The sequence below is a fragment of the Capnocytophaga leadbetteri genome (assembly GCF_003054025.1).
GTDB lineage: Bacteria > Bacteroidota > Bacteroidia > Flavobacteriales > Flavobacteriaceae > Capnocytophaga > Capnocytophaga leadbetteri.
The window spans coordinates 1-25,107 of the sequence record NZ_QBKG01000022.1; the positions used below are offsets into that span (position 1 = coordinate 1).

The window sequence follows — 25,107 nt, forward strand, 5'->3', positions numbered from 1 at the left end:
TAGTGGATACTCATCTATACTGATGTAGTAAAGGAGTTCTTGCTTACAATACTTAACTTAAAAAATGAAAAACATAAATTAAACTGACAAAATAAATGTAAACCGTTTTTAGGACGTGACAAATGTCAAAAAAATCCTACAATTGTCTATTAACAAAAATTCACTACTTTTGCACCCTGTTATGGCTAAGGCTTACCTGTAGCCCTTAATATCATCATTACCTTGAATACAAAAACACTCGAAGACTTAGAGTTCCCCACGGTACTCAACCAAATAGCAGCTCTTTGCCTTACCGAACTCGGTAAGAAATACGCGTTGCGCATCAAACCTTTTACCGAAAAAGAAAATCTGCTGATGGCACTTCAGCAGGTGAATGAGTATCTCTCTTCATTAGAGAATAACAACGCTATCCCCTCACACTATTGCGAACCTATATCTGCTGAAATTAAACTATTAAAAGTAGAAAATGCAGTGCTCGAAACCAGTGGTATCAGTCGCATACACCGAATAAGCGAGGTAGTTAATACGCAAATAGCCTTCTTTAGGCACTTTGCGATGCTCTACCCTACACTATTTGCTACGGCTGATAGTGTAGAATACACCACTGAAATCACTACTGCTATCGAGAAAGTACTCGATAAGTACGGCGAGATAAAGAGTGAGGCTTCTCCTGCATTGGCAAATATTCGGCGCGAACTGAGCATGATAAAAGGCAAGATAAACGAGAGCTTCGGTCGTGCGCTTGCCGAGTACAACACAGCTGACTATTTAGACGACATACGCGAAACGGTGGTCGATAATCGCCGTGTATTGGCAGTAAAAGCTATGTACCGCCGCAAGGTGCAAGGCACAGTGTTGGGCAGCTCCAAAACGGGCAGTATAGTGTATATAGAGCCTCGCCAGACGGAGCTCTATTCGCGCGAGCTTTCTAACCTGCTCTATGATGAGCGCGAAGAGATACAGCGTATATTGCGCGAACTCACCGCTTTCTTAAGTGAGTTTAGAGAGCTGCTAAAGGACTATCAGCGCTATATCACAGCCATCGACCTTATTTATGCCAAAGCTAAGTACGCCCACCAAATGCACGCTCTTTTGCCCCATATAACCGAAGAGCGCACGCTCTCTCTGCGCGAGGCATATCACCCTCTTCTCTACCTTAGTAATGCGCGCAAAGGGGCTACTACCTATCCGCAGACCATCGAACTGACGGATGACAACCGCATTATTGTAATATCCGGACCTAATGCGGGGGGTAAGAGTATCACCCTAAAAACCATCGGACTGCTACAGCTGATGCTGCAAAGCGGTATGTTAGTGCCTGTACACCATCGTTCGCAAATGTGCCTCTTTGAGCATATTCTTACTGATATAGGTGATAATCAGTCAATTGAAAACCATCTGAGTACCTATAGTTACCGCCTAAAAAATATGAATTATTTCCTAAGGAAATGTAATGACCGCACCCTCTTTCTGATAGACGAGTTTGGTACTGGTAGCGACCCTGAGCTGGGAGGGGCTTTGGCAGAGACTTTCTTAGAAGAGTTTTACCACCGCAAAGCCTTTGGGGTTATCACCACTCACTATACTAATCTGAAGATACTTGCCGACGAATTGCCTCACGCCTCTAATGCCAATATGCTTTTCAACGACAAGACGTTAGAACCTATCTATAAGCTGATTATTGGCGAAGCGGGTAGCTCCTTCACTTTTGAGGTAGCACAGAAAAATGGCATACCTTTCAGCCTTATCAACCGAGCTAAGAAAAAGATTGAAAAAGGAAAAGTGCGCTTTGATGCCACCATAGCCAAACTGCAAAAAGAGCGCAGCAAAATGGAAAAGACGACCGAAACGCTAAAAGACGAGGAGATAAAAGCGCGCGAAGAGGCGAAACGATTAGAAGAGCTAAACGACAAGATAAAGAGCAAACTCATCAACTACCAAGAGCTGTACGACCAAAGTCAGCGTATGATAACCTTAGGATCACGGGTAGACCAATTGGCGGAGCGTTACTTTTACGATGGCAAACGCCGTCCGCTCATAGCCGAGATACTGCGTTTGATAGAGACAGAAAACGCTAAGCGCAAACAGCTGAGTAAGGAAGAGCGCAGCCAGAAAAAAGAAGAAAAGAAAGCTACTACCGAAGAGGTACATCAGCAAATGGAGGCTATCCGCCAACAGCGCAAGGAAGAGAAGAAAGAGCGCATAGCACAAGAACGAGCTGCTAAAGAGAAGTTACAACGCGCTCTGGCTCTTGGTGACCGTGTGCGTATAAAAGACGGGCGCAGTGTAGGTACTATCGACAAAATAGAAAAAGGAAAAGCTGTCATCAATTACGGTGCCTTTACCACCACTGTAGCTTTAGATGAACTCGAATTAGTACAAAAAATGAAGTAAGTCCCTATTTTTCACCCGTTACTACCCAATAGTCGCGGGTGATTTCTTTACCGTTTTTGGTAGTTAATACTTCCCTAAAAGACTTTTGACTGATAGCTGTAAAACCTGCTTTAGCGAGTATATCGGCTATCTGTTCGGGGGTATAGAACTGAAATCCCTCTTTGGCAAAAGGGGCTTTCTCTCCTACTGCCTTGTCGATAAACGTTAGTGCAACCAATCCTTGTGGGGCAAGCCTCTGATAGATAGTGGCACAATAGCGTGCTAAGTCATCGATAAAATAGATAGTATTAACCGAAAAACACAACTGAAAAGGTTGTTCAGTTATAGGCAATGCTTCAGCAGTTACTTGGCAAAAAGTAGCGCGCCCCTCCTGCACCCATTGGTGGTTATAAGCCGTAGCTTCGGCTACCATAGCCGCCGAGAGTTCACCTCCTACATATTGTAGTTGCGGTACTTTCTCTAGCAAATAAGGCAGGTGTTTGCCATTGCCGAAGCCTATTTCAAGCACTTGCATACCGGCTTTTAAAGGCAGACAATCAATAGTGGTATAAATCATTTGGCTATTAGAAGAGAAAAGATAGTCGCCTACCGCTTGTGCTTTTTCTCCTTCTGGGCAGCGCAATAATTGCCCTAAAACGCGCATATCATCTACAGGAGGGTTCATTGCTTTCAATTAGATTTTCAATTAGTTAGCGTGCAAATGTACGATTTTTTTATCAAATAGTTTGCACAGTTGCGCAAAACAGCGTACTTTTACCCTTTCAAAAGTAAACATTATTATCAAATAGTATTATGAAGATATTAGTATGCATCAGTAGTGTTCCGGACACTACTTCCAAAATAAATTTCACCCCTGATAATTGCAAATTCGACCCGACAGGTGTACAGTTCATTATTAATCCAAATGATGAATTTTGCTTGACTAAGGCTATATTGCTCAAAGAAAAATTGGGGGCGACCATCACCCTCATCAATGTAGGGACAGCCGAGACAGAACCTATATTGCGCAAGGCTTATGCCATAGGCGCTGATGATATTATCCGCATAGATGCTATTCCTACCGATGCCCTTATGGTAGCTACTGAAATAGCCAAAGTAGCCAAAGAGGGTGCATACGACCTTATCATCTGTGGCAAAGAGTCCTTAGACTACAACGGCGGAATGGTAGGCGGCTACTTAGCTGCCCTGCTCGACCTCCCTTTCATCAATAAATGTATAGGCTTAGAAATCGAAGGCAATAGCGTAACAGCAGCCCGCGAGGTTGAAGGCGGCAAAGAGCTACTTTCGGCATCGCTGCCACTGGTAATCGCTGGGCAAAAGGGACTTACCCAAGAGAAAGACCTACGCATACCCAATATGCGCAACCTAATGGCAGCGCGTACTAAAGCCATCGATGTACGAACTGTTGAAGGAACAGGCAAAGGAACGACTATTATTGGCTTTGAAAAGATGCCTGCTAAACAACCAGTAAAGATGATAGCTGCCGATGATTTAGACACGCTCATCAATCTGCTTGAGAATGAAGCTAAAGTAATCTAACTTATTAACCTCTAAAAAAGTAAAAAAATGTCCATTCTAATATATATTGATGCTGAAAACGGAAAAGTAAAGAAATCAGCCTACGAGGTAGCTACCTATGCACGTAGCCTTGCTACCGCACAAAATGTACCTTTAGTAGCCCTTGCAGTAAATGTAGAAAACCCTGAAAAACTGGGTACTTATGGGGTAGATAAGGTCTTGACGCTAAACGATGAAAAATTGCAACACTTTTCTGCTAAAGCGGTAGCCCACGCACTACAGCAGGCAGCAGCACAAGAAGATGCTAAGGTAGTAGTGCTCAGTGCCTCATCGCAGGCTAAACATATAGCCCCTCTATTGGCTATCTATCTAAAAGCTGACTACGCTGCCAACGTAATTTCGTTGCCCGAAAACGGCAGTACTTTTAGCGTAAAGAGCCACGTATTTTCTAATAAAGCTATCGCTATCCAGCAACTTTCTACTCCTGTAAAACTATTGAGCATTGCCCCCAATGCTTTCGGGGTAAAAGAAAATCCTACCAATGCAGTTGTAACGCCTTTCGTGCCTACTCTTGCTGATACTGATTTCGATGTACAAGTAACGGCTGTCGAAAAAGGCACTGATAAAGTGTCGTTAGACGAGGCTGCTATAGTAGTATCGGGCGGACGCGGATTAAAGGGGGCTGAGAATTGGGGTATCATCGAGGAACTTGCCGAAGTACTCGGGGCTGCAACAGCTTGCTCTAAGCCGGTAGCTGATATGGGTTGGCGTCCCCACGCTGAACACGTAGGACAAACTGGAAAACCTATAGCCCCTAACCTCTATATAGCTATTGGCATTTCAGGAGCTATACAGCACTTAGCAGGCGTAAACGGTTCTAAAATCAAATTGGTAATCAATAACGACCCTGAAGCTCCTTTCTTTAAGGCTGCCGACTACGGAGTAGTAGGCGATGCTTTCAGTGTAGTGCCCGAACTTATCAAAAAGCTAAAAGCACGACAATAATATGAATACACACGATATTGAAACAACTCGTAAGTGGCTACAACAGCAGCCTGTAATAAGCATTATACCCCACAAAAATCCTGATGGCGATGCTATCGGAAGTTGTTTGGGGTTATGCCTCTACCTAAGGCAGCTTAAGCTAAATGCTACAGTGGTGTCGCCTAATGATTTCCCTGAGTTTTTAAAATGGCTACCTGCGGTTGATGATATTATCATATACGACAATGACCAAGAGAGGGCAAAAGCTCAAATAGAGGCTTCTACGCTTATTTTTACGCTTGATTTCAATTCGCTAAAGCGCGCTGATAGTCTTAGCGGACTATTAGAAAAGCAAACAGCAGCTACCTTTGTGATGATAGACCACCACCAAGCACCAGAAGACTACCCGCAAGTAACTTTCTCTGACCCGAGTGCGAGTTCTACCTGCGAAATGGTATATAGATTTATAGAAGCAATAGGCGATAAAGCTCTTATAAATAGTGATATAGCTACCTGCCTATACACAGGGCTAATGACCGATACTGGCAATTTTAAATACCCTACTACTACCAGCGATACGCTCAGAATTGGGGCATTCTTAATAGACCAAGGGGCTAACAATAGCCAGATAAACAGTCTGGTATTCGACACCAATTCGTACAATAAGCTACAGTTGCTAAGCGTAGCCTTAAGAAACTTGGTGTATCTAGAAGAGTGGAATACTGCCTATATCACCCTGACTTCTGAAGAGTTACAACAGCACAACCACCAAAAGGGCGATACCGAAGGCTTTGTAAACTACGGACTGACAATAAAAAACACCCGTCTGGCAGTGATTTTTATTCAAGAGGGTGATTACGTAAAAATGTCATTGCGTTCTAAAGGCACTACCGATGTAAATCGTTTTGCACGCGAGCATTTCAACGGTGGTGGACACATCAATGCGGCAGGCGGCAGATATGACGGCACTATAGATGAAGCAGTAACCTACTTCAGAAGTGTACTCCCTGATTTCATACAAAAGAACAGTTAATAAAACGATGAATATACTAAAAAAAATAGGCCTCCTAAGTGCCCTTGGCATAGTTTTGGTAGGTTGTGCTGACCGACAAGCACGCCACCCTGTGAGTAAGAAGACCAGCACTTTCTTAAAAGAATCGGCTGTAAAGAACAAAGCCCTCTTAGCAAAAGAGCAAGCGCTGATAGACGATATCGTCAAAAAGGACACGCTGCATACTTTCTTAGACTCTCAGCACGGCTTTAAGTTTTACTACCTACACCAAAACCCTGAAGCTGATTACACAGCACAGTTTGGCGATATAGTAACTTATGACTATAGCCTGTCAGACCTAAATGGCAATGAGCTGTACCAAGAAAAACCTGATGGCGAATACCGCTATCACGTAGATAAAGAAGAGGTTTTCCAAGGCTTGCGCTCAGCTCTCAAACTATTAAAAGAGAAAGAAAGCGGGGTGTTCTTTTTCCCGTCGAGTGTGGCGTATGGCTATCGAGGCGATAAAGATAAAATAAGCTATAACCAGCCTATTATAGCCAAAATAGAGGTTTTTAAAATAGAGAAGAACCCAGAGAAGGTATTACCTCGCCCTGAATAAGTAATTTTATTTAAATAAGTATATATGAGACAAATGAATTTAATCGCATTGCTATCGGCAATGTTTGTATTCTTTAGTTGCAATTCGCAAAAGAAAGCCTATAAAGATTTAGGCGATGGTCTTTTTGCTGACATCGAAACTACTAAAGGACATATTGTGGTAAAACTAAACTACAAAGAAGTACCTACTACGGTAGCTAACTTTGTAACCTTAGCCGAAGGTAAAAACAATTTCGTAAAAGTAGAATACAAAGGAAAACCTTTCTACAATGGTACTATTTTCCACCGTGTGATAGATGGTTTTATGATACAAGGTGGTGACCCTACCGGCACTGGTATGGGCGATCCTGGTTACCGCTTCGAAGATGAATTTGTACCCTCACTTAGGCACAACAAAAAAGGGATTTTATCAATGGCAAACTCTGGCCCTAACACCAATGGCAGCCAGTTCTTCATCACTCAAGTACCTACCCCACACTTAGACGGCAGACACACAGTATTTGGCGAAACAGTAAAAGGTGAAGAGGTGATAGATGCTATTGCTAAAGCTCCAAGAAATGGTCAAGACCGCCCTAATGAAGACATCAAAATAAAGAATATCACTATTGTTGCCAACGGAAAAGACGCTGAAAAGTTTGATGCTGTAAAGGTATTCGACAGCTACTTCAAAAGTGTAGCTGAAAGAGAAAAAGAAAAAGAAGAGCGTGTAAAACGTGCTTCTGCTAAGTTTTTAGAAGAAATAAAAGTGCAAGAACCTCAAGCTAAAGTACTGCCTTCTGGAGTAAAAATCTTTACTATAAACAATGGCGAAGGTAAACAACCTAAGCAAACCGAATTTGCAATGGTAAACTATGCAGGTTATTTGCGCAACGGAGCTCTTTTTGACTCTAACATCAAAGAAGTAGAAGAAAGTTATGGCAAATACCAAGCTATGCGCGAGCAACAAAACGGTTATCAACCTATTCCTTTCCCTTATACTCCTTCAGCTCAATTGATACCTGGGTTCAAAGAAGCTCTTCTCACTATGAAAGTAGGCGATAAGATACGCGTATTTATCCCAGCAACTTTAGGATATGGCGAAGCAGGAGCAGGTGATGTTATCCCACCTAATAGCGATTTGATTTTTGATATAGAAATCACTGGCACTATGGCAGCACCTAAAATGAATTAAAAATTTTAGATAATTAGTAAATAAAGAGACGATGCTTTTGAGCATCGTCTCTTTATTTTTAGGGGTATACAGGGCTTAAATCAGTGGTTTCATAAGGAGGCTGGTCTTTTAAGAAAACACGTGCAGTAAGATTGCCTTTTAGTTCTATTTGGTTATCAGTAATTCGCAGCCAACTGCCTTCTCGCAAACCTATTACGGGTATATCGTTAAACTTATGAAACTCTCTAATGCGGGTTTCACGGGTTTCGCCCTTGTGCTTGCTATGAGGGTCAGGGTCTAAATAATGTGGATTAAGATTAAAAGGTACCACCCCTAGCGTCTGAAAAGAAGGGGGGTAGATAATGGGCATATCGTTAGTGGTCTGCATCGTCTGTCCGGCTATATTACTACCTGCGCTAGTACCCATATAAGGTGTCCCTCCAGCTACCACCTCGCGCAAAATAGACATCAAACCGAGTTCGTACAAGCGTGTAACGAGCAAAAAAGTATTGCCTCCACCTGTAAAGATAGCTTTTGCTTGCACTAATGCTGCTTCAGGGTCGGCAAAGGTATGTAGCCCCACTACCCTCTTCTGTATCTTTTCAAAGCCTTGCTGTGCAATAGCGGTATATTCATCGTGAGTGATACCACTGGGGCGTGCATAAGGTATAAAGAGAATTTCATCAATTCCTGCAAAAAAGTCAGTAAGCTCTTCTTGTAAATAAGACAGATAGGTACCTCCATAAACAGTAGAGGTACTGGCTAATAAAAGTCTTTTCATTAGTATAATACGTTTTTAGGTTATCAGTGGCAAAGATAAAAAATAATTGCCAATTGATAATTATTTTTTATCTTTGCCTAAAATTAAGTAAGTAATGAAAAAGACATACAATACAGATTTATTGCAAACTGTCGTTTTGCGCAATGCTAACGGTATGGAAGTGAGTGTGATGAACTTTGGGGGCATCATTAACTCTATAAAAGTACCTGTAAAAGGTAAAAAAGTAGAATGTGTATTAGGGTTTGATACCTTTGAAGAATACATAAGCGATCGTTATAGGGCTGAATACCCCTATCTGGGTGCCGTAATAGGGCGTAATGCAGGGCGCATCAAGTATGGGAAAGCCTATATAGACGGCAAAGAGGTACAAGTAAACTGCAATCTGGGCGAAAACCAAATACACGGAGGCGTTACAGGATTTGATAGTGTATTTTGGGAAGTAATAGCGCAAGAAAAAGGCGAGAATCCTTCTGTAACTCTGCAATATATTAGTAAAGACGGCGAAGAGGGCTACCCAGGTGAAGTAGTAGTACGTGTAACCTACACTCTCACCGAAGACAATAAACTGCGTATAGACTACCAAGGCACTACCGATGCCCCTACAATCTTAAATCTTACCCAGCATACATACTTCAACCTAAATGAAAATAACACTGATATTCTGGGCAATACGCTGCAAATAACCGCTGATAGATATGTACCTTTAGAAGAAGGCTTTTTCACCCCTACAGGCGAACGACCTTCTGTAGCAGGCTCACCTTTAGACTACCGTAAGGGTCAAAAAGTATATGCACATACCGACAACTCTTTTGTGCGCGAAATAGATACTGAAAAAATAATGGCTACCCTAACCAACAGCGAGGGCAGCTTAACGATGACGGTACGCACTAATCACCCAGTGCTACACATATACGCAGGTTATTACCTGCCCCCATTAGAGGTAGCTCATCGCAAGACTATAGGACAAAGCAGAGGTATCTGTTTTGAAGCACAAGGCTATGCCGATGCTACTAAACACCCTCATTTTGATAGTGTAATACTCAGACCTGAAGAAAAGTACGAATACTTTACTGAATTTCAGTTTCTAAGTAATGATTAGAAAAAGAATACCAATAACAAGTAACACAAAAAGTGAATGAAAAAGATTTATTTTATATTGTTTTTAGGGCTACTCTTATCGTGTACCCAAACTCATAAAAACGCACCGTTACAACCTGTAAAAGTAACAGTACCTGCTGAACTACAAGCCTATTACCAAGGAGTTGATTTTAACAAAACAGGAAAAGCCTTATATGATGAGTTGGCTACCCTTACTATCGCTAAGCACACAAACTTCTTAAGTTATAAAGACCGCCATAAATACCTATACAAGGCAGATGCTAGCAAAAAAAATCCTGAAAATGTAGTATTGGTCTACACAGGGGAAGAGCGATTTTGGCAAGAATATGAAGGAAATAAACGTTATTCACCAACTACGTTCAACACCGAGCATATTTACCCAAAATCAAAAATTGTTACTCAGGCGGTTACTGACCTACATCACTTAAGAGTGTGCGACAAAAGCGTAAATTCAAGACGAGGCAATCACCCTTTTACTGAAGGGAAAGGAGAGGCTAAACTGATAGGAAGTGCTTGGTACCCAGGTGATGAATGGAAAGGCGATGTAGCACGAATGGTTTTATATCTAAACCTACGCTATAATGAAGAACTGAATAGTGATATTAGCACCGGTGGACTTGAAATGTTATTAAAATGGAATGATGAAGACCCTGTTTCTGACCTTGAACAACAGCGCAATAATGTGATACAAGCAGCACAAGGCAATAGAAATCCTTTTATTGACTTTCCTCAGTTAGTCCGCCCTGCTTACCAACACTGATATGGCTATGGAAAGCTCTGAACTAATACTAAAAAAATATTGGGGGTTTGACAGTTTTCGTCCACCACAAAAAACAGTTATTGAATCAGTTTTAAAAGGGAATGACACATTGGCACTAATGCCTACAGGAGGAGGAAAATCAATAACTTTTCAGGTACCTGCTATGCTTAAAGAAGGTATTTGCATAGTAGTATCGCCCCTAATAGCCCTAATGACTGACCAAGTAAATGCGCTGAAAAATAAGGGTATTAATGCTATTTCATTAGGCGGTAGTCTGCCTTATCGCGAGTTGGAACGCTTGCTAAACAATGCCTTGTACTCGGGGTGCAAATTCTTATACCTATCACCCGAACGGCTACAGCAAGAAATAGTACAAAATTTCCTAAAGGTGATGAACATAAACCTTTTGGTTATTGATGAAGCACACTGTGTATCGCATTGGGGCAAAGATTTTCGTCCGGCTTATTTCAAATGCCAATGGTTAAAAGAGCAGTTTCCTACAGTGCCCCTATTAGCCCTTACAGCTTCGGCTACTCCTAAGGTGCAGCAAGATATTTTAAAGTTGCTATCCATTGAAAAGGCTACAATAGTAAGCACTTCACTGGCGCGCCCCAATATTAGCTATAAAGTATTCAAAGAGGACGACAAACACCATCTTTTGCTTCAGATACTGAAGAAAAACGAAGGCAGTGTTATCATATACACCCGAAGTAGAAATGGCGCAGACTTTTTGGCTTCCTTACTCGTCTCACAAGGATTTACTGCTACCTTCTTTCACGGAGGACTGACTTCTGAAGAGAAAAACAAACGACTAAAACTGTGGTTAGAGAATGAAATACGTATAATGGTGGCTACTAATGCCTTTGGTATGGGAATTGATAAGCCCAATGTGCGAATGGTTATTCACTGGAATATCCCCCTAACCCTAGAAGATTACTTTCAGGAAGCAGGACGAGCAGGACGCGATGGCAAAGCGGCATCGGCTATAATGATTTACAACGAAACAGACATTGAGACTGCTGAAAAGCTAATGGGTGATTATCTGATAGATATTCCTTTCTTGAAATTAGTTTATGCTAAGCTCAACAGTTATTTCAAAATAGCGATAGGCGAAGGTACTAATGAAACTTATGGTTTTATGTTTCCTGACTTTTGTATGCAGTATGAACTCCCTACCCTAAAAACCTACAACGCTTTGCAGGCATTAGATAGGTTTTCAGTAATTTCGCTTAGTCAGCAATTCAATAACAAAGTAAGTTTTCAGCTTACGGCCACTATTTCAACCCTGATAGAGTATGACCACACCCACAGGCACTTAAGTGCGACTCTTTTTTATTTGGCACGTACTTATCCACTGATTTACAGTCAGCCAGTAGTTTTAGATACTGCTAAAATAACCGAATACACTGACTTGAATTACTATCAGCTCATTGATTATCTTGAGCAAATAGATCGAGATGGTATGGGGGTTCTAAAGAACGAACAATCAGATGTACAAATAACCTTCAATCTGCCTAGAGATGAAGACCGCACTATCAATAGTATCGGTAAAAACATCAAAGAATACAACCATACTAAATTAGCCCTACAGCAAGAAGTATATAGGTATTTAAACAACGAAAAAAAATGTCGAAGCCAGCAATTGCTTGAGTATTTCGGAGAGAAAACCACTCACCCCTGCGGTATTTGCTCTAACTGTATTGCTCACCATAAGCCTAAAAAAATAGACAAAAAACAAGTGAGAGAAGAACTATGGAAGCTACTGAAAAAAGCTCCTATTCGTCCTTCAGATATACTTATAAAAATGCCTTATACTAAAGAGGTTATCAATCCTATTTTAGAGGAATGGCTAATAACAGAAAAAATAGAATTTACTGTGCGCAATGAACTTTTTGTAAAATAAAATATTTCAGAAAAATCTTTTGTTATATCATTTTTTTTACTACCTTTGCGCAGATGTATAGATGAGGCAAGAAAATTGGAATAATTTTTGCAATCAATAAAAGATTTTTTTTAATACAAGAGGAGATTTATAAATTATGAACGACAACTTTTCACCAAGAGTCAAAAGGATATTCACATACAGCAAAGAGGAAGCAGTGCGGCTGGGGCAATCTAGCGTAGGCACTGAGCACTTTGTGTTGGCAATGATACAAGAAGGTGAAGGTAAAGCGATAGAAATACTACAAAGTCTGCATACTGATATGGACAGACTACGGCAGCATATCCACACCCTCACTTCGGCAAGAGGGTTAAATCCTCCTAATTTTAATGCCATTCACTTCACAGTGCAGGCAGAAAGAGCTATGCAAGCTACTTACTTAGAAGCAAAGCGTTCGCAAACGGAAACTATAAATACAGGGCATTTATTATTAAGCATTTTGCGCAATGAGAATGACCCTACTACAAGGGTATTTAATAAGTTAGGAGTAACTTACGACAGTGTAAAAGCTAAGTTTCAACCTATACGTGAAGACAATTTTCAAATAAATGTTCCCACCCCTACAGCTACTACTACTTTTACTCCGCCTACAAACGAAGTAGAAGAATACGAGCGCGACTATAGGCTTCCGCACGAAGGGCGTCCTTTCAGAAGCCCACAGAACCCCAACGCCCCCTTAGGGCAACGCAAACTAACAGTACTCGACAATTTTGGAAAAGACCTAACCTTATTAGCAGAACAGGGTTTATTAGACCCTGTAGTGGGAAGAGAAAAAGAAATAGAACGGGTATCACAAATATTAGGAAGACGCAAGAAAAATAATCCTTTGCTAATAGGAGAACCAGGAGTAGGAAAGAGTGCTATAGCCGAAGGATTGGCATTGCGTATCGTGCAGCGAAAAGTGGCACGAGTATTGTATAACAAAAGAGTGGTTACCCTCGATCTAGCATCATTAGTAGCGGGCACTAAATACAGAGGACAGTTCGAAGAACGGCTAAAAGCCATAATGAACGAGCTAGAAAAAAACCGTGATATTATCTTATTTATTGATGAGATACATACCTTAGTGGGTGCTGGTAGCGGCACTGGTAGCTTAGATGCCTCAAATATGTTTAAACCTGCCCTTGCACGTGGCGAAATTCAATGTATTGGCGCTACTACTCTTGATGAGTACCGTCAATCTATAGAGAAAGATGGGGCATTAGAGCGTCGTTTTCAGAAGATATTGGTAGAACCTACTAATATAGACGAGACTATACAAATACTTAAAAATATAAAAGGAAAATACGAAGAACATCACAATGTAATCTATAGTGATGAGGCTTTAGAGGCTTGTGTAAAGCTCACGAACCGTTATCTAACTGATAGATATTTACCCGACAAGGCTATTGATGCTCTTGACGAGGCAGGATCGAGAATACACATTACACAGCTCAAAATTCCAAAATATATATTGGAAGTAGAAGAACAGTTAGAAAAAGCTACCAGAGCTAAAAATGATGCTGTGTCTCGCCAACAATTTGAAGAAGCTGCCCACTTACGCGATAACGAAAAACGAATAGAACATTCGTTACTTGAGTTAAACCGAAAATGGGATCAAGACTCTAAGCTACACCGTGATGTAATAACTGAAGAGCACATTGCTGATGTTGTTTCGATGATGAGCGGTATACCTGTGAGCCGTATCGCACAAACCGAGATGAACAAACTTGCTGAGCTTTCAGCCATTATGAAATCAAAAATCATCGGACAAGACGAAGCAGTAGAAAAGGTAGTTAAAGCGATTAAGCGCAACCGTACAGGACTGAAAGACCCTAATAAACCAATTGGGTCATTTATATTCTTAGGGCAAACAGGGGTAGGTAAAACCCAATTGGCTAAAGTATTGGCTAAAGAGTTATTTGACTCTGAAGATACAATGGTTCGCATAGATATGAGCGAGTATATGGAAAAATTCTCAACTACACGCCTCATCGGAGCCCCTCCTGGTTATATCGGCTATGAAGAGGGTGGACAGCTTACAGAAAAAGTGCGACGCAAGCCTTATTCAGTAGTACTCTTAGATGAGATAGAAAAGGCACATCCTGATGTATTCAATATGCTACTGCAAGTATTAGATGATGGTTTCTTAACCGACAGCTTAGGCAGAAAAATTGATTTCAGAAATACTATCATCATAATGACTTCTAACATTGGTGCGCGCCAAGTAAAAGAGTTCGGACAAGGAGTAGGCTTTGGCACTTCAGCCAGAATGGCTCAATCAGAAGCTAATGAGAAGTCAATAGTAGAGAATGCTCTCAAAAAAGTATTTGCACCTGAGTTCTTAAATCGTATTGATGATGTGATTACTTTTAATCCGCTTAGCAAAGAAAATATCTTTAAGATTATTGATATTGAGCTATCTAAGCTCTACTCACGCATCAAAGATTTAGGATATGAGGTACAATTAAGCGAAAAAGCTAAGAACTTTATAGCTGAAAAAGGGTATGATAAGCAGTACGGAGCACGACCTCTAAAACGCGCTATTCAAAAGTATGTAGAAGACATTTTAGCAGAAGAAATCGTCTCTAATCACATACAGCAAGGAGATAGTATCCACTTTGATTTAGATACAAAGGGAGAAACTCTTATGATAAAACAAAAAGAAAAAGTATTCATTTAAACTTATGTAATTATGCACATTTTAAGACTTTTAAGCCTATTTATACTATTATTTAGTTTATCATCTTTCACCGAAAGTACAGATATAAAAGAAAATATAGCAACTAAAGCAACTGCTACAGTAGCAACAACCTTAACAAACAAAGGAAATCCTAAGAAAAAGACTTACTCTCCTCCTAAAAAGAAGAACAGTAAGACTGTTGCTAGTAAAAAAAATAATAAAATGGCTCAAAAGCGCAAAGTAGCTGTACGGCATAATGCTAAAAGAAAAACTGTAGCTTCTGCTAAAAGAAGGAAAGCCACCAAAAAGACTATTGCCCCTACTCAATATGCTGAGAACACAACTAAAGCAGAAGATATACAAGATGATTTAGAAGATGAAGAACTTTTAGAAGAGGAAGAAGAGAACGAAAGTATAGATATTGCACTCACAGCTTTATCAGAAAGCAAAGCCGATACTCAACAACAAAAGATACTTTTAGATACTGCTTTTTCTTACTTAGGTACTCCCTATCGACACGGAGGTATCACACGCAAAGGAATGGACTGCTCTGGCTTTGTAAGTACAGCTTTTAAATCTATAGAAATACCTCTTTCTCGTTCATCACAAGAGATGGCTACACAAGGAAAGAAAATCAAGTTATCAAACGTAAAAGTAGGAGATTTGCTTTTCTTTAAAACTTTAAGAAAAAATAGAATATCACACGTAGGTTTAGTTGTTGATGTTGATGGTGGAGAAGTTAAATTTATCCATGCTTCCTCTAAAAGAGGAGTCGTTATTTCTTCACTTAGTGATGCTTACTATAAGAAAGCTTTCCGTATTGCAAAACGAGTGATGTGAGATTTGTAAATCTTTTCATATTAACAATATTATTAGGAATAATAGGGGGTATCACTATTACTAACATAGTGTTACCCTCTTTTTTTATAGCTCTATGCATCTGTTGCTCTACAATTGTAACTTTAGGTATTCACCAATTTCTATTTACAAAGAGATACTACTTCAGGCACGGACTTATGTTGCATACCTTTCTTACTTCGGTAAGTATTGGTATATTTATAGTAGCTCTACGTTCTCCTATTGCCGATCAACAACACTATACTCAGGTACTCTCTCCTAATCAATACTATCTATTACAGGCCCACGTGATAGAACAAACTGCTAAAACAGACTTTGGCACTACTTTTAAAATCAAAATAATATCTGCAGACCATCAGAAAGTAAATGGTGAGATGCTTTGTTTTTTCTCTTCCAAAATTAGCACTGACATTATAAAAGCTATAGAGCCTAATAATGAATTAGTTTTCATAGCAGAGTGCAAACCTATAAATCCTCCTAAAAATCCTTATCAGTTTGATTATAAGACGTATATGGAGCGGAAAGGCATCTATTGGCGTGCTTATGTACAATCAGTAGGACATATTGAAAAAAATAATAAGCACAGAGATATAAAAAGTTATATAGAATATTTACGCAACTATTTAGCTACTACTATAGATAAACATTTTAATAATGAAAGTGCCTCTGTGCTAAAAACGCTTTTATTAGGAAAACGCAATGATTTAGATGAAGAACTCTATCAAAACTATGTAGATGCTGGCGCAGTACATATCTTAGCTATTTCAGGTCTACACGTAGGTATTATCACCTCTATATTACTCTTCTTCTTACAAAAAATACCTAATACGCTCTTATCTTACCGACTTACCCGCTACCTAATCTTATCAATAGGTTTATGGGCTTTTGCACTAATAGCAGGCGGTTCTCCCTCTGTATTACGAGCTACTCTGATGTTCAATCTCATTGGTTTCTCTCTTCTTATTCGAGACAAAGGAGGGCGGTTTGATTCACTTATGCTCTCTATGCTTTTCTTATTGCTTATCAATCCTTCCTACCTATATGATGTAGGCTTTCAGCTCAGTTATGCTGCTGTATTCTCTATATTAACCTTTTACCCAATTGCTCTACGCTGGTGGTTTCCAGAAAATAAATATGTAAGATATATATGGTCATTGGTAGCAGTAGGTTTTACAGCTCAAATAGTAGTAATACCTATCAGTTTATACTACTTTCATCAATTTTCTATCTTATTCTTTATTGCTAATTTAGTGGTAGTACCATTATTGCAACCCATTCTCATTCTCGGTATTCTCTGCTTACTATTAGCTTCTACAGTGGGGTTACCTAATATTGTAGCACTCATTACAGAAAAGCTAATATGGCTTATGAACGCATTAATACGACTCATTGCCGAACAAGAGTTCTTTATCATTCGCAACATACAGTTCAACACGCTTACGCTGATTGCCTCTTTGTTAATTGTTATAACCATCATCTGGTGGCGACACTACCAACACCAAAGAGCTGTAAAAGCTATCTTAATAAGTATCATTATCATGCAAATAGTGCTCTTTTATAACAAATACCAACTATCCACTACCCAAGAGATGCTCATCTTTAGCAAATACAAAGAAAAAGTTATTGCTATTAGGCAGGGACAGCAACTAAAAGTCTTTCAAAACGATACTCTCTCACTAAATCCTATGCTGAAGAACTATATCAAACAAAGAGGTATTACCGATATTTCATTACAAAAAATACCTTACCTACTACACTTTAAAGAAAAAAACTACTTGCTTATGGATAGTTTGGGCATATACCCTACCTCTAAGCTAGTAGTTATTGATAGTGTTATCTTTGTGCAACAAACTCCTAAGATTAACTTAGATAGAATGAAGCAAGATTTATCTCTTCGTTATTAAAGAAAGTAAAATATACAGCAAAATAATAATAGGTACTGCTATCACTTTCAGTATAGCTATCAGCAATACACTAATAGCTAAAAATATATACTTCACAGCATTATTCTTAAAGTAATAATCCTTAAATTTCAGTGCAAATAAAGGCAAATTAGCATTTAGCAGATAACTACTCATTATAGTTATTACTAATAATACCCAAGTACTATGCAATAACGCTACCGTACTAGTATTTTGTATTACTGCTAATGAAATAATAAACAATGTATTTGCAGGTGTTGGAAGCCCTATAAAGCCTGTTGTCTGCCGTGTATCTATATTGAAGTTAGCTAAACGATAAGCCGAAGCCAATGTAATAAAAAAACCTACATAAGGCAAATATACTACCCAAGTATTAGCACTCTCCATCATATCACTCAGCTGTAGCATTTGATACATAGCTATACCAGGTACTACTCCCGAGGTTACCATATCTGCCAATGAGTCTAACTGCAGTCCTATTTCTGATTTTACCTTTAGTAAGCGAGCAAAAAAGCCATCAAAAAAATCAAAAAAGATACCTAAAAGCACCCATCCTCCAGCTACGTATACATTCCCTCCTGCAGCATATATCACTGCTATACAGCCGCATAGCAGATTGCACAAAGTAATAATATTAGGAATATGTCTCTTCATCTGTTATTTGCAATCAGCGTCTAAATAATCGGGCAAGTAAGTTCTATCTTTTTTAGCATCGCAGTCAGGATAGGTTACGACACCATAAGGATCACGCTCTATTTCATCTATTGATTTTTTACCATCGTGGTCGTGGTCTGCTCGGCGAGTAGCAATAAGGCGTACTGTAAAGATAAGAGGCGAGTAAGCAGGTATTTTCGATTGTGTATTGCTAAAATACCCTAATCCAGAAGGAATAAAGAATACTCCTATACCTCCATCAGTAGGAGCATTTAATGTACCATCAGTATTATTTGACAGTTTATTATCAGCAGACGATTTCAGCAGGGCAACTCCTTCTCTAAAACCTTTAATAGTACCTGCAGGTCGTTGTGTAACTATATTACCAATCAAGTCCATCCAATAAGAGAGTGACTGAGTTTCAGTCTTGTCAAATACACTCAGGTCAAGTAGCTGTCCTTTGTAATTTACATATACCGAATCGGCTATAGTAGTAGTCGTGCCCACTCCTTCCTGTAGTATCATATAATAAAGCGTATGGCGCACTCTTTGGCTATTAGCATCATATACATCTAACTCCAAACGTTTTAAGTTGCTATTATTAAAAATAGCATCTGCTGTATTGCTGGTAGTTGTAAAAACTACAGTTTCCGAAATGGTCGCAGTAGGCGAAAAAGTATAGCTATGGGTCTTAAGGAATTTCTCTATTGCTGCATTGTTTTCATTTCTCACTTCGGTTACATCGCGCGGAGGGGTAGCTGTTTTGCTATCATTTTTCTTACAAGATACTGCAAAGAGTAGCCCTATCATACTGATACTGAATATAAATTTCTTTATCATATAAAAATATTGTCTTAATTTGAGGGCGCAAGATACAAAATTATTTCTTATTTTTGCGCCTATTATAATTTTAAATTTTCTGTAAAATATGCGAATTGATAAATATCTATGGTGCGTTCGTTATTACAAAACGCGTAATATCGCCACCGAAGCCTGCAAAAAAGGACATATCCGAATCAATGGTGAAACGGTAAAACCTTCAAGAGAAGTTTATAAAAACGACTCTATCACAGTGCGTAAAAACCAAATCAACTACCAATTAGAGGTACTCGATATACCCGAAAGCCGCGTAGGAGCTAAGTTAGTAAATCTCTACCGACAAGATAATACGCCTCCTGAGGCTTTTGAGCAAGCCGAACTACAGCAACTGGCTCAAGATTACTATCGCGAGAAAGGAGAGGGCCGACCTACCAAAAAAGATAGACGTGCTATTGACAACCTTCTAAACGACTTTCAAGAAGATATCGATGACGAATTGCTATAAGCCCTATGGCTTATAGCAATTTTGGATATTTATGCGGATTCGCTTCGTGCATTATGCTGTATATCTTCTCAATAATACTATCGGCGTTAGGCTTAGAAAAGTAATCACCATCAGTAGCATACGCCGGACGGTGATTGCCTGCAGCTAAGGTTTGCGGTGCACTATCTAAGTACTGATAAGCGTTTTGTTCTTCTACTATCTTCTGCAAAATGTATGCCGAAGTAGCCCCTGGCATATCTTCATCTACTACCAATAATCTGTTGGTCTTCTGTATACTCTTCACTATGTCGTGTCGCAAGTCAAAAGGTGCTAACGACTGTACATCTATAATTTCTATCTCTATACCAAGTGCTGATAACTCATCTGCTACCTCTGTAATGATGCGTAGGGTCGAACCATACGATACTACAGTCAGGTCTTTACCCTCACGAAGAGTTTCCACTACCCCTATAGGAGTAGTAAACTCGGTGAGGTTAGTTGGCATAGCTTCCTTCAGACGATAACCGTTCAAGCACTCTACCACTACCGCAGGCTGATTGCTTTGCAATAAGGTATTATAGAAGCCTGCTGCTTTGGTCATATTCCTTGGGGTTAGGATACAAACCCCGCGTAAGGCGTGCAATAGTATTCCCATTGGTGAACCTGCGTGCCAAATACCCTCTAAACGGTGTCCGCGCGTTCTAATAATTAGCGGAGCTGATTGTCGCCCAAAGGTGCGGTAATGCAGCGATGCTAAGTCATCACTTAAGGTTTGTAGTCCGTAGAGTATATAGTCTAAGTACTGTATTTCAGCTATAGGGCGCAAGCCACGCATTGCCATACCTATCCCCTGCCCTACTATGGTTGCTTCACGTATCCCTGTATCCGATACTTTGGTCACTCCGTGTTTCTTCTGCAATCCTTCTAATCCTTGGTTTACATCTCCTATATTACCAACATCTTCCCCGAATATCAATAAGTTAGAATACTTAGTCAGAAGAGCGTCAAAGTTATCTCTTACTACTATACGGGCATCTACCAGCTCAGCATCAGGGTTATACACAGGGGCTACCTCACTAACATTTAGCGCGCTATGGGCACTCTCTGTATAAAGGTATTTACTGTATTTAGGTTCGTTTGTTGCTAAATAATCATTTATCCAAGTGCGAAGAGCTCCTACCTCACGCTGTTCTTTCACCCATTGTCTGAGGGCTTTGCGCGCAGTGTTGAGTATTACTTTTCGCAAGAGCGTAGGGGCTGCAGCCAGAGACGCTGCGTATTCATTATTAGGCTCTATTTGGTTGAGTAAAGCTATCAATTGCTGCCTTTCAGCTTCCATTGGCTTAATATAGGCTTCCCACGCTTTCTTCCTACCGTCTTTTACTCGTTTCTTAGCCTGTTGTTCTATAGTTGCTAACTCTTCTTCAGTAGCATACCCCGATGCCAAAATCCACTCACGCATTTTACTGATACAGTCGAACTCTTTTTCCCATTCTAAGCGTTCAGCACTCTTATAGCGTTCGTGAGAACCTGAGGTTGAGTGTCCTTGGGGCTGAGTTAGTTCGCGCACGTGTACCAATACCGGTACGTGTTGCTCACGTGCTACGGCAGCTGCTTTCTGATATGCCTCATATAGAGCAGGATAATCCCAACCATTTACCACCATTAGCTCTATACCTGCGTGCTTATCATCGCGTACAAAGCCTTTCATCACTTCAGAAATGCTTTCTTTGGTTGTGTGATATTCCTTCGGTACCGAAATACCATATTCATCATCCCATACCGACATTACCATCGGCACTTGCATCACCCCTGCAGCATTGAGGGTCTCAAAAAAATGCCCTTCACTGGTACTAGCGTTGCCTATAGTACCCCAAGCTACCTCATTGCCGTGGTCTGAAAATCCTTCAGCTGCAGCGTTAGGTAGCGCACGATATACCTTCGAAGCCTGAGCCAAGCCCAATAGGCGTGGCATCTGCCCTGCTGTACACGAAATATCACTACTGCTGTTCTTTTGTTTCAATAGGTTTTTCCATTCGCCATTTTCATCAAGGCTATGGGTGGTAAAGTGTCCCCCCATCTGCCTACCTGCACTAGTTGGGTCAGCTTCTATATCAGCGTGTGCATAAAGTCCCGCAAAAAAATGTTCAACAGTATGCACCCCTATAGCCATCATAAAAGTCTGGTCGCGATAGTAACCACTGCGAAAATCACCTTCTCTGAAAGCACGTGCCATAGCCACTTGTGGTACTTCTTTGCCATCGCCAAAAATACCAAATTTAGCCTTACCTGTAAGTACTTCTTTCCTACCCATCAAGCTGCATTCGCGACTGATAAGGGCAATACTATAATCTTCTAAAATATCCTCTTTTTTCATTAGTTCTTCTCTTTAATAGTTTGAAAAAATAATAAAGTGGTTTGCTTTACTCTTCAAAAAAGCAATGGGCAAATGTATTACTTTTTTTATGAATAAACAAGTTAATTAGCATTTTTATTTTTATCTTTGTGCGCTGATAACAAAAAAACAGAAGTAGAACTATGAAAATCATTTGTGTAGGAAAAAACTATACCGACCATATCAAAGAGTTTGACGGAGTGATACCCAAAGAAATGGTACTCTTTATGAAGCCCGACACGGCACTTCACAACCTCGAAATACCGTATTATATACCAGATTTTACGCATAACCTGCACCACGAAATAGAGGTTGTACTCAAAATCAATCAGAATGGCAAGTGTATTGCTGAAAAATACGCCCATAAGTATTATGACGAAATTGCCTTAGGTATCGATTTCACAGCGCGCGACCTACAGCAAACACTCAGAGAGGAAAGCCTTTCGTGGGAAAAAGCAAAGGCTTTTGATGGCTCAGCCATCGTGGGTACCTTCGTGCCTAAAACTGAATTACCTGACCTTAGGCATCTGAGCTTTCGCTTAGAAAATAATGGCAAAACCGTACAAGCAGGCAATACCGAAAATATGCTTTGGCACTTCAGCCAGATTATAGCCGAAGCATCTCGCTATTTTACTCTCCGCAAAGGCGACCTTATCTTCACCGGTACCCCAAAAGGTGTAGCCCAAGTACAAGCAGGCGATACCTTAGAAGCCTTTTTAGAAGAGAATTCTAACTTCAAAATGAAAATCCGTTAATAAATACAAAATATAAAAGACGAAAAACGGCACTCACCGTTTTTCGTCTTTTGTATTTAAATTTTCGTCTTTAGCTTAGTCTCTTCTCGACATTAATATTCTGAGTATATACCAGAAAAGAAGCATTATCGAAGAGAATAGCTGTAGAGCTGCTGCCACATATTGGTCAGTGCTATAAGCGTTTTTAATATTATAGGTTTCGTAGAGTATACCTCCTGCAGCCAAAGCTACCATAGCTACTGAAAACCAAAGTCCTAAGTCAAAACCAAAGATAGCTCCTGCTACTATAAGTCCTAAAGCCACAAAACCTCCTACCACTAATATAGTGCGTAGGAAAGAGAAATCAACGCGAGTAAGGAATACCACTGCGGTAAGTCCTCCAAAAAGAGCTAACGTGATAATCCCTGCTTGCGATAGAATAGCTGTACCGGTATAAAGCAGCGCAATCTTAATAATAGGCAAAAAGATAATAGCTTCTAAAAGCACATAAATACCCAAGCCCATATATTGAGTGCTTTTATCTTGTGCTTGTGTCCATTTATTAGCCAAGATAGAGCCCAACCAAAAGCCCCCTAAGATAAATAGCCATACAAACTTACCTCTGATCATCGAAAAGATAAGTTCTTCAGGTATAAGGTTTTGCAAGGCAGCTTCTACCCCTATAAAAGCTAAAAGGGCTAAGGCTACGTGGGTATAAGTCTTGCGGTAGAACTCAGCTTGTGCATCAGTAGCTGCATAGTTCACTATCTGTGGATTTTGGTAATTGGTGTTGTAATTGTTGTTATAACTCATAATATAATTATTTTAAAAGCATTTTTCATTCTATTATATCAAAAACTTTGCCAAAGGCTTAATGAAGGGGAATAACACGGGGAAGTGTTAGGGAAATACCTTTGGCAAAGTCAAAAAATATAGTGTTTCAGTTATGAAAACAAACTACTAAAGTGTATTTACGTTGTTAAGGTCTTCGAAAGCTTTTTTCAAACGAGCCACGAATGTTTTTTCACCTTCGCGTAGCCATACACGTGGGTCGTAATACTTCTTATTAGGAGCTTCAGGACCTTCAGGGTTACCTATTTGTCCTTGTAGGTAAGCCGCTTTAGCCTTCATATAGTCACGAATACCCTCAGTGAAAGCGTATTGTAGGTCAGTATCTATATTCATTTTCACCACACCGTATGATATAGCTTCACGTATTTCTTCAAGGGTTGAACCAGAACCTCCGTGGAATACAAGGTCAAGAGAGTTATGAGACAAGTTGTATTTTTTAGAAACGTAGTCTTGAGAGTCTCTTAAAATTTTTGGAGTTAATTTTACGTTTCCTGGTTTGTACACCCCGTGAACGTTACCAAAAGCAGCTGCAATAGTAAATTGTGGACTTACTTTGCTAAGTTCTTCGTAAGCATAAGCTACGTCTTCAGGTTGTGTAAAGAGTTTGTGCGATTCTACGCCAGAGTTGTCTACTCCATCTTCTTCACCACCAGTCATACCAAGTTCTATTTCAAGAGTCATATCCATTTTGCTCATACGGTCTAAGTAGCGTTTGCAAATTTCGATATTTTCTTTAATAGGCTCTTCTGATAGGTCAATCATATGCGAACTGAAGAGAGGTTTGCCAGTTTCTTTGAAGTGTTTTTCTGAAGCGTCAAGCATACCGTCAAGCCAAGGAAGCAATTTCTTAGCGCAGTGGTCAGTATGCAAAATGATAGAAGCACCATAAGCTTCAGCCAATAAATGCACGTGTTTAGCTCCTGATACAGCTCCTAATATAGAGGCGCGTTGTCCGTCATTAGAGATGCTTTTACCAGCCATAAACTGAGCACCACCGTTAGAAAACTGAATAATCATAGGGGCATTAACAGCTACTGCTGTTTCTAAAGCCGCGTTGATAGAGTTAGAGCTAATCACATTGGCTGCAGGAAGTGCAAAACCTTTTTCTTTGGCGTATTTAAATACTTCTTGTACTTCTTTACCAAGAATAACGCCTTTTTTAATGTTATGTGCCATTTCTTTATATAAATAATTTAATTTCAATCGTCAACGAGACCTTCTTCATATTTTGACCGCAAAGGTAAAAACAAAAAAACAAATAAACAAATTATTTCTTATTTTATTTAAAGAGAGGCTTGTTCCTGTATCGTTCCTGTATCGTTCCTGTATCGTTCCTATATCGTTTGTATATCTATTAAAAGGTAGAACAAGTTAGATAAATTAGAAGCTTATAGAATGTTTACTTATAAAGTATTAATCTATTAACCATCGCTGAAAAAAAATCTATTTATTTCTTGTCAATTAATA

21 protein-coding genes are annotated in these 25,107 nt (G+C 39.8%); 14 read left to right on the forward strand and 7 right to left on the reverse strand.

Annotation, left to right across the window (positions count from 1 at the left end):
• Positions 1-222 precede the first annotated feature (222 nt).
• The gene (locus tag C8P65_RS11180; protein ID WP_107782866.1) at positions 223-2,394 is read left to right on the forward strand and encodes an endonuclease MutS2; all 2,172 of its coding nucleotides are present in this window, start codon (positions 223-225) and stop codon (positions 2,392-2,394) included.
• Between the two features lie 4 nt (positions 2,395-2,398).
• Here the strand turns inward: C8P65_RS11180 and C8P65_RS11185 are convergent, their stop codons facing one another.
• The gene (locus tag C8P65_RS11185) at positions 2,399-3,058 is read right to left on the reverse strand and encodes a class I SAM-dependent methyltransferase (RefSeq protein WP_107782867.1); all 660 of its coding nucleotides are present in this window, start codon (positions 3,056-3,058) and stop codon (positions 2,399-2,401) included.
• Between the two features lie 128 nt (positions 3,059-3,186).
• Here C8P65_RS11185 and C8P65_RS11190 point away from each other — a divergent pair, with 128 nt between their 5' ends.
• From C8P65_RS11190 to C8P65_RS11210, 5 genes are read left to right on the forward strand one after another with little or no spacing between them, the layout of a single operon-like run.
• Positions 3,187-3,933 carry an electron transfer flavoprotein subunit beta/FixA family protein gene (locus C8P65_RS11190; RefSeq protein WP_107782868.1) on the forward strand — a complete coding sequence of 249 codons (747 nt, stop codon included), beginning with the start codon at positions 3,187-3,189 and terminating at the stop codon, positions 3,931-3,933.
• Positions 3,934-3,960: 27 nt separating this feature from the next.
• Positions 3,961-4,917 (forward strand): electron transfer flavoprotein subunit alpha/FixB family protein, encoded by a 957-nt coding sequence (locus tag C8P65_RS11195; protein ID WP_107782869.1) that lies wholly within the window; start codon positions 3,961-3,963, stop codon positions 4,915-4,917.
• Position 4,918: 1 nt separating this feature from the next.
• Positions 4,919-5,929 (forward strand): DHH family phosphoesterase, encoded by a 1,011-nt coding sequence (locus C8P65_RS11200; RefSeq protein WP_107782870.1) that lies wholly within the window; start codon positions 4,919-4,921, stop codon positions 5,927-5,929.
• A gap of 7 nt (positions 5,930-5,936) precedes the next feature.
• On the forward strand, positions 5,937-6,509 hold the full coding sequence (gene gldI, locus C8P65_RS11205) for a gliding motility-associated peptidyl-prolyl isomerase GldI (RefSeq protein WP_107782871.1): 573 nt from the start codon (positions 5,937-5,939) through the stop codon (positions 6,507-6,509).
• 24 nt (positions 6,510-6,533) lie between these two features.
• Positions 6,534-7,679 (forward strand): peptidylprolyl isomerase, encoded by a 1,146-nt coding sequence (locus tag C8P65_RS11210; RefSeq protein ID WP_107782872.1) that lies wholly within the window; start codon positions 6,534-6,536, stop codon positions 7,677-7,679.
• Positions 7,680-7,737: 58 nt separating this feature from the next.
• Here C8P65_RS11210 and pepE read toward each other — a convergent pair whose 3' ends face one another.
• Positions 7,738-8,439, reverse strand: coding sequence for a dipeptidase PepE (gene pepE / locus C8P65_RS11215; RefSeq protein WP_107782873.1), 702 nt, complete (start codon positions 8,437-8,439; stop codon positions 7,738-7,740).
• Between the two features lie 94 nt (positions 8,440-8,533).
• On the opposite strand from pepE, the gene C8P65_RS11220 reads away from it, so the two are divergent.
• The 6 genes from C8P65_RS11220 (at position 8,534) to C8P65_RS11245 (ending at position 17,684) form a co-directional block, all read left to right on the forward strand.
• Positions 8,534-9,538: an aldose epimerase family protein gene (locus C8P65_RS11220; RefSeq protein WP_107782874.1), complete on the forward strand. Its 1,005-nt coding sequence runs from the start codon at positions 8,534-8,536 to the stop codon at positions 9,536-9,538.
• Positions 9,539-9,574: 36 nt separating this feature from the next.
• Positions 9,575-10,318, forward strand: a complete 744-nt coding sequence (locus C8P65_RS11225; protein ID WP_107782875.1) for an endonuclease I family protein — start codon at positions 9,575-9,577, stop codon at positions 10,316-10,318.
• A 7-nt stretch (positions 10,319-10,325) separates the two neighbouring features.
• On the forward strand, positions 10,326-12,221 hold the full coding sequence (locus C8P65_RS11230) for a RecQ family ATP-dependent DNA helicase (protein WP_107782885.1): 1,896 nt from the start codon (positions 10,326-10,328) through the stop codon (positions 12,219-12,221).
• 136 nt (positions 12,222-12,357) lie between these two features.
• The gene (locus tag C8P65_RS11235; RefSeq protein WP_107782876.1) at positions 12,358-14,922 is read left to right on the forward strand and encodes an ATP-dependent Clp protease ATP-binding subunit; all 2,565 of its coding nucleotides are present in this window, start codon (positions 12,358-12,360) and stop codon (positions 14,920-14,922) included.
• Positions 14,923-14,934: 12 nt separating this feature from the next.
• Entirely contained in the window at positions 14,935-15,762 is an 828-nt protein-coding gene (locus C8P65_RS11240) for a C40 family peptidase (protein WP_107782877.1), read from the forward strand.
• Positions 15,759-17,684 carry a ComEC/Rec2 family competence protein gene (locus C8P65_RS11245; protein WP_107782878.1) on the forward strand — a complete coding sequence of 642 codons (1,926 nt, stop codon included), beginning with the start codon at positions 15,759-15,761 and terminating at the stop codon, positions 17,682-17,684. The genes C8P65_RS11240 and C8P65_RS11245 overlap by 4 nt, the downstream gene beginning before the upstream one ends.
• Here the strand turns inward: C8P65_RS11245 and C8P65_RS11250 are convergent.
• Positions 17,667-18,356, reverse strand: a complete 690-nt coding sequence (locus C8P65_RS11250) for a CDP-alcohol phosphatidyltransferase family protein (protein WP_107782879.1) — start codon at positions 18,354-18,356, stop codon at positions 17,667-17,669. The genes C8P65_RS11245 and C8P65_RS11250 overlap by 18 nt on opposite strands.
• 3 nt (positions 18,357-18,359) lie before the next feature.
• The gene (locus C8P65_RS11255) at positions 18,360-19,196 is read right to left on the reverse strand and encodes an FKBP-type peptidyl-prolyl cis-trans isomerase (RefSeq protein WP_107782880.1); all 837 of its coding nucleotides are present in this window, start codon (positions 19,194-19,196) and stop codon (positions 18,360-18,362) included.
• 88 nt (positions 19,197-19,284) lie between these two features.
• On the opposite strand from C8P65_RS11255, the gene C8P65_RS11260 reads away from it, so the two are divergent.
• The gene (locus C8P65_RS11260) at positions 19,285-19,680 is read left to right on the forward strand and encodes an RNA-binding S4 domain-containing protein (RefSeq protein ID WP_095912890.1); all 396 of its coding nucleotides are present in this window, start codon (positions 19,285-19,287) and stop codon (positions 19,678-19,680) included.
• A gap of 10 nt (positions 19,681-19,690) precedes the next feature.
• Here C8P65_RS11260 and C8P65_RS11265 read toward each other — a convergent pair whose 3' ends face one another.
• Positions 19,691-22,036, reverse strand: a complete 2,346-nt coding sequence (locus tag C8P65_RS11265; protein WP_107782881.1) for an alpha-ketoacid dehydrogenase subunit alpha/beta — start codon at positions 22,034-22,036, stop codon at positions 19,691-19,693.
• 161 nt (positions 22,037-22,197) lie between these two features.
• Between C8P65_RS11265 and C8P65_RS11270 the strand changes: the two genes are divergently transcribed.
• Entirely contained in the window at positions 22,198-22,809 is a 612-nt protein-coding gene (locus C8P65_RS11270; RefSeq protein WP_107782882.1) for a fumarylacetoacetate hydrolase family protein, read from the forward strand.
• Positions 22,810-22,884: 75 nt separating this feature from the next.
• Here the strand turns inward: C8P65_RS11270 and C8P65_RS11275 are convergent, their stop codons facing one another.
• Positions 22,885-23,601, reverse strand: a complete 717-nt coding sequence (locus C8P65_RS11275; protein WP_095912893.1) for a Bax inhibitor-1/YccA family protein — start codon at positions 23,599-23,601, stop codon at positions 22,885-22,887.
• A gap of 147 nt (positions 23,602-23,748) precedes the next feature.
• Positions 23,749-24,816 carry a class II fructose-bisphosphate aldolase gene (gene fbaA, locus C8P65_RS11280; RefSeq protein WP_107782886.1) on the reverse strand — a complete coding sequence of 356 codons (1,068 nt, stop codon included), beginning with the start codon at positions 24,814-24,816 and terminating at the stop codon, positions 23,749-23,751.
• Positions 24,817-25,107 lie beyond the last annotated feature (291 nt).

Coding starts and splice junctions, on each gene's coding strand:
- gldI (WP_107782871.1), top strand. CDS start 5,937: ATGAATATACTAAAAAAAATAGGCCTCCTAAGTGCCCTTGGCATAGTT.
- C8P65_RS11260 (WP_095912890.1), top strand. CDS start 19,285: ATGCGAATTGATAAATATCTATGGTGCGTTCGTTATTACAAAACGCGT.
- C8P65_RS11270 (WP_107782882.1), top strand. CDS start 22,198: ATGAAAATCATTTGTGTAGGAAAAAACTATACCGACCATATCAAAGAG.
- pepE (WP_107782873.1), bottom strand. CDS start 8,439: ATGAAAAGACTTTTATTAGCCAGTACCTCTACTGTTTATGGAGGTACC.
- C8P65_RS11265 (WP_107782881.1), bottom strand. CDS start 22,036: ATGAAAAAAGAGGATATTTTAGAAGATTATAGTATTGCCCTTATCAGT.
- C8P65_RS11250 (WP_107782879.1), bottom strand. CDS start 18,356: ATGAAGAGACATATTCCTAATATTATTACTTTGTGCAATCTGCTATGC.
- C8P65_RS11225 (WP_107782875.1), top strand. CDS start 9,575: ATGAAAAAGATTTATTTTATATTGTTTTTAGGGCTACTCTTATCGTGT.
- C8P65_RS11240 (WP_107782877.1), top strand. CDS start 14,935: ATGCACATTTTAAGACTTTTAAGCCTATTTATACTATTATTTAGTTTA.
- C8P65_RS11195 (WP_107782869.1), top strand. CDS start 3,961: ATGTCCATTCTAATATATATTGATGCTGAAAACGGAAAAGTAAAGAAA.
- C8P65_RS11190 (WP_107782868.1), top strand. CDS start 3,187: ATGAAGATATTAGTATGCATCAGTAGTGTTCCGGACACTACTTCCAAA.
- C8P65_RS11255 (WP_107782880.1), bottom strand. CDS start 19,196: ATGATAAAGAAATTTATATTCAGTATCAGTATGATAGGGCTACTCTTT.
- C8P65_RS11200 (WP_107782870.1), top strand. CDS start 4,919: ATGAATACACACGATATTGAAACAACTCGTAAGTGGCTACAACAGCAG.
- C8P65_RS11220 (WP_107782874.1), top strand. CDS start 8,534: ATGAAAAAGACATACAATACAGATTTATTGCAAACTGTCGTTTTGCGC.
- C8P65_RS11235 (WP_107782876.1), top strand. CDS start 12,358: ATGAACGACAACTTTTCACCAAGAGTCAAAAGGATATTCACATACAGC.
- C8P65_RS11275 (WP_095912893.1), bottom strand. CDS start 23,601: ATGAGTTATAACAACAATTACAACACCAATTACCAAAATCCACAGATA.
- C8P65_RS11230 (WP_107782885.1), top strand. CDS start 10,326: ATGGAAAGCTCTGAACTAATACTAAAAAAATATTGGGGGTTTGACAGT.
- C8P65_RS11185 (WP_107782867.1), bottom strand. CDS start 3,058: ATGAACCCTCCTGTAGATGATATGCGCGTTTTAGGGCAATTATTGCGC.
- fbaA (WP_107782886.1), bottom strand. CDS start 24,816: ATGGCACATAACATTAAAAAAGGCGTTATTCTTGGTAAAGAAGTACAA.
- C8P65_RS11210 (WP_107782872.1), top strand. CDS start 6,534: ATGAGACAAATGAATTTAATCGCATTGCTATCGGCAATGTTTGTATTC.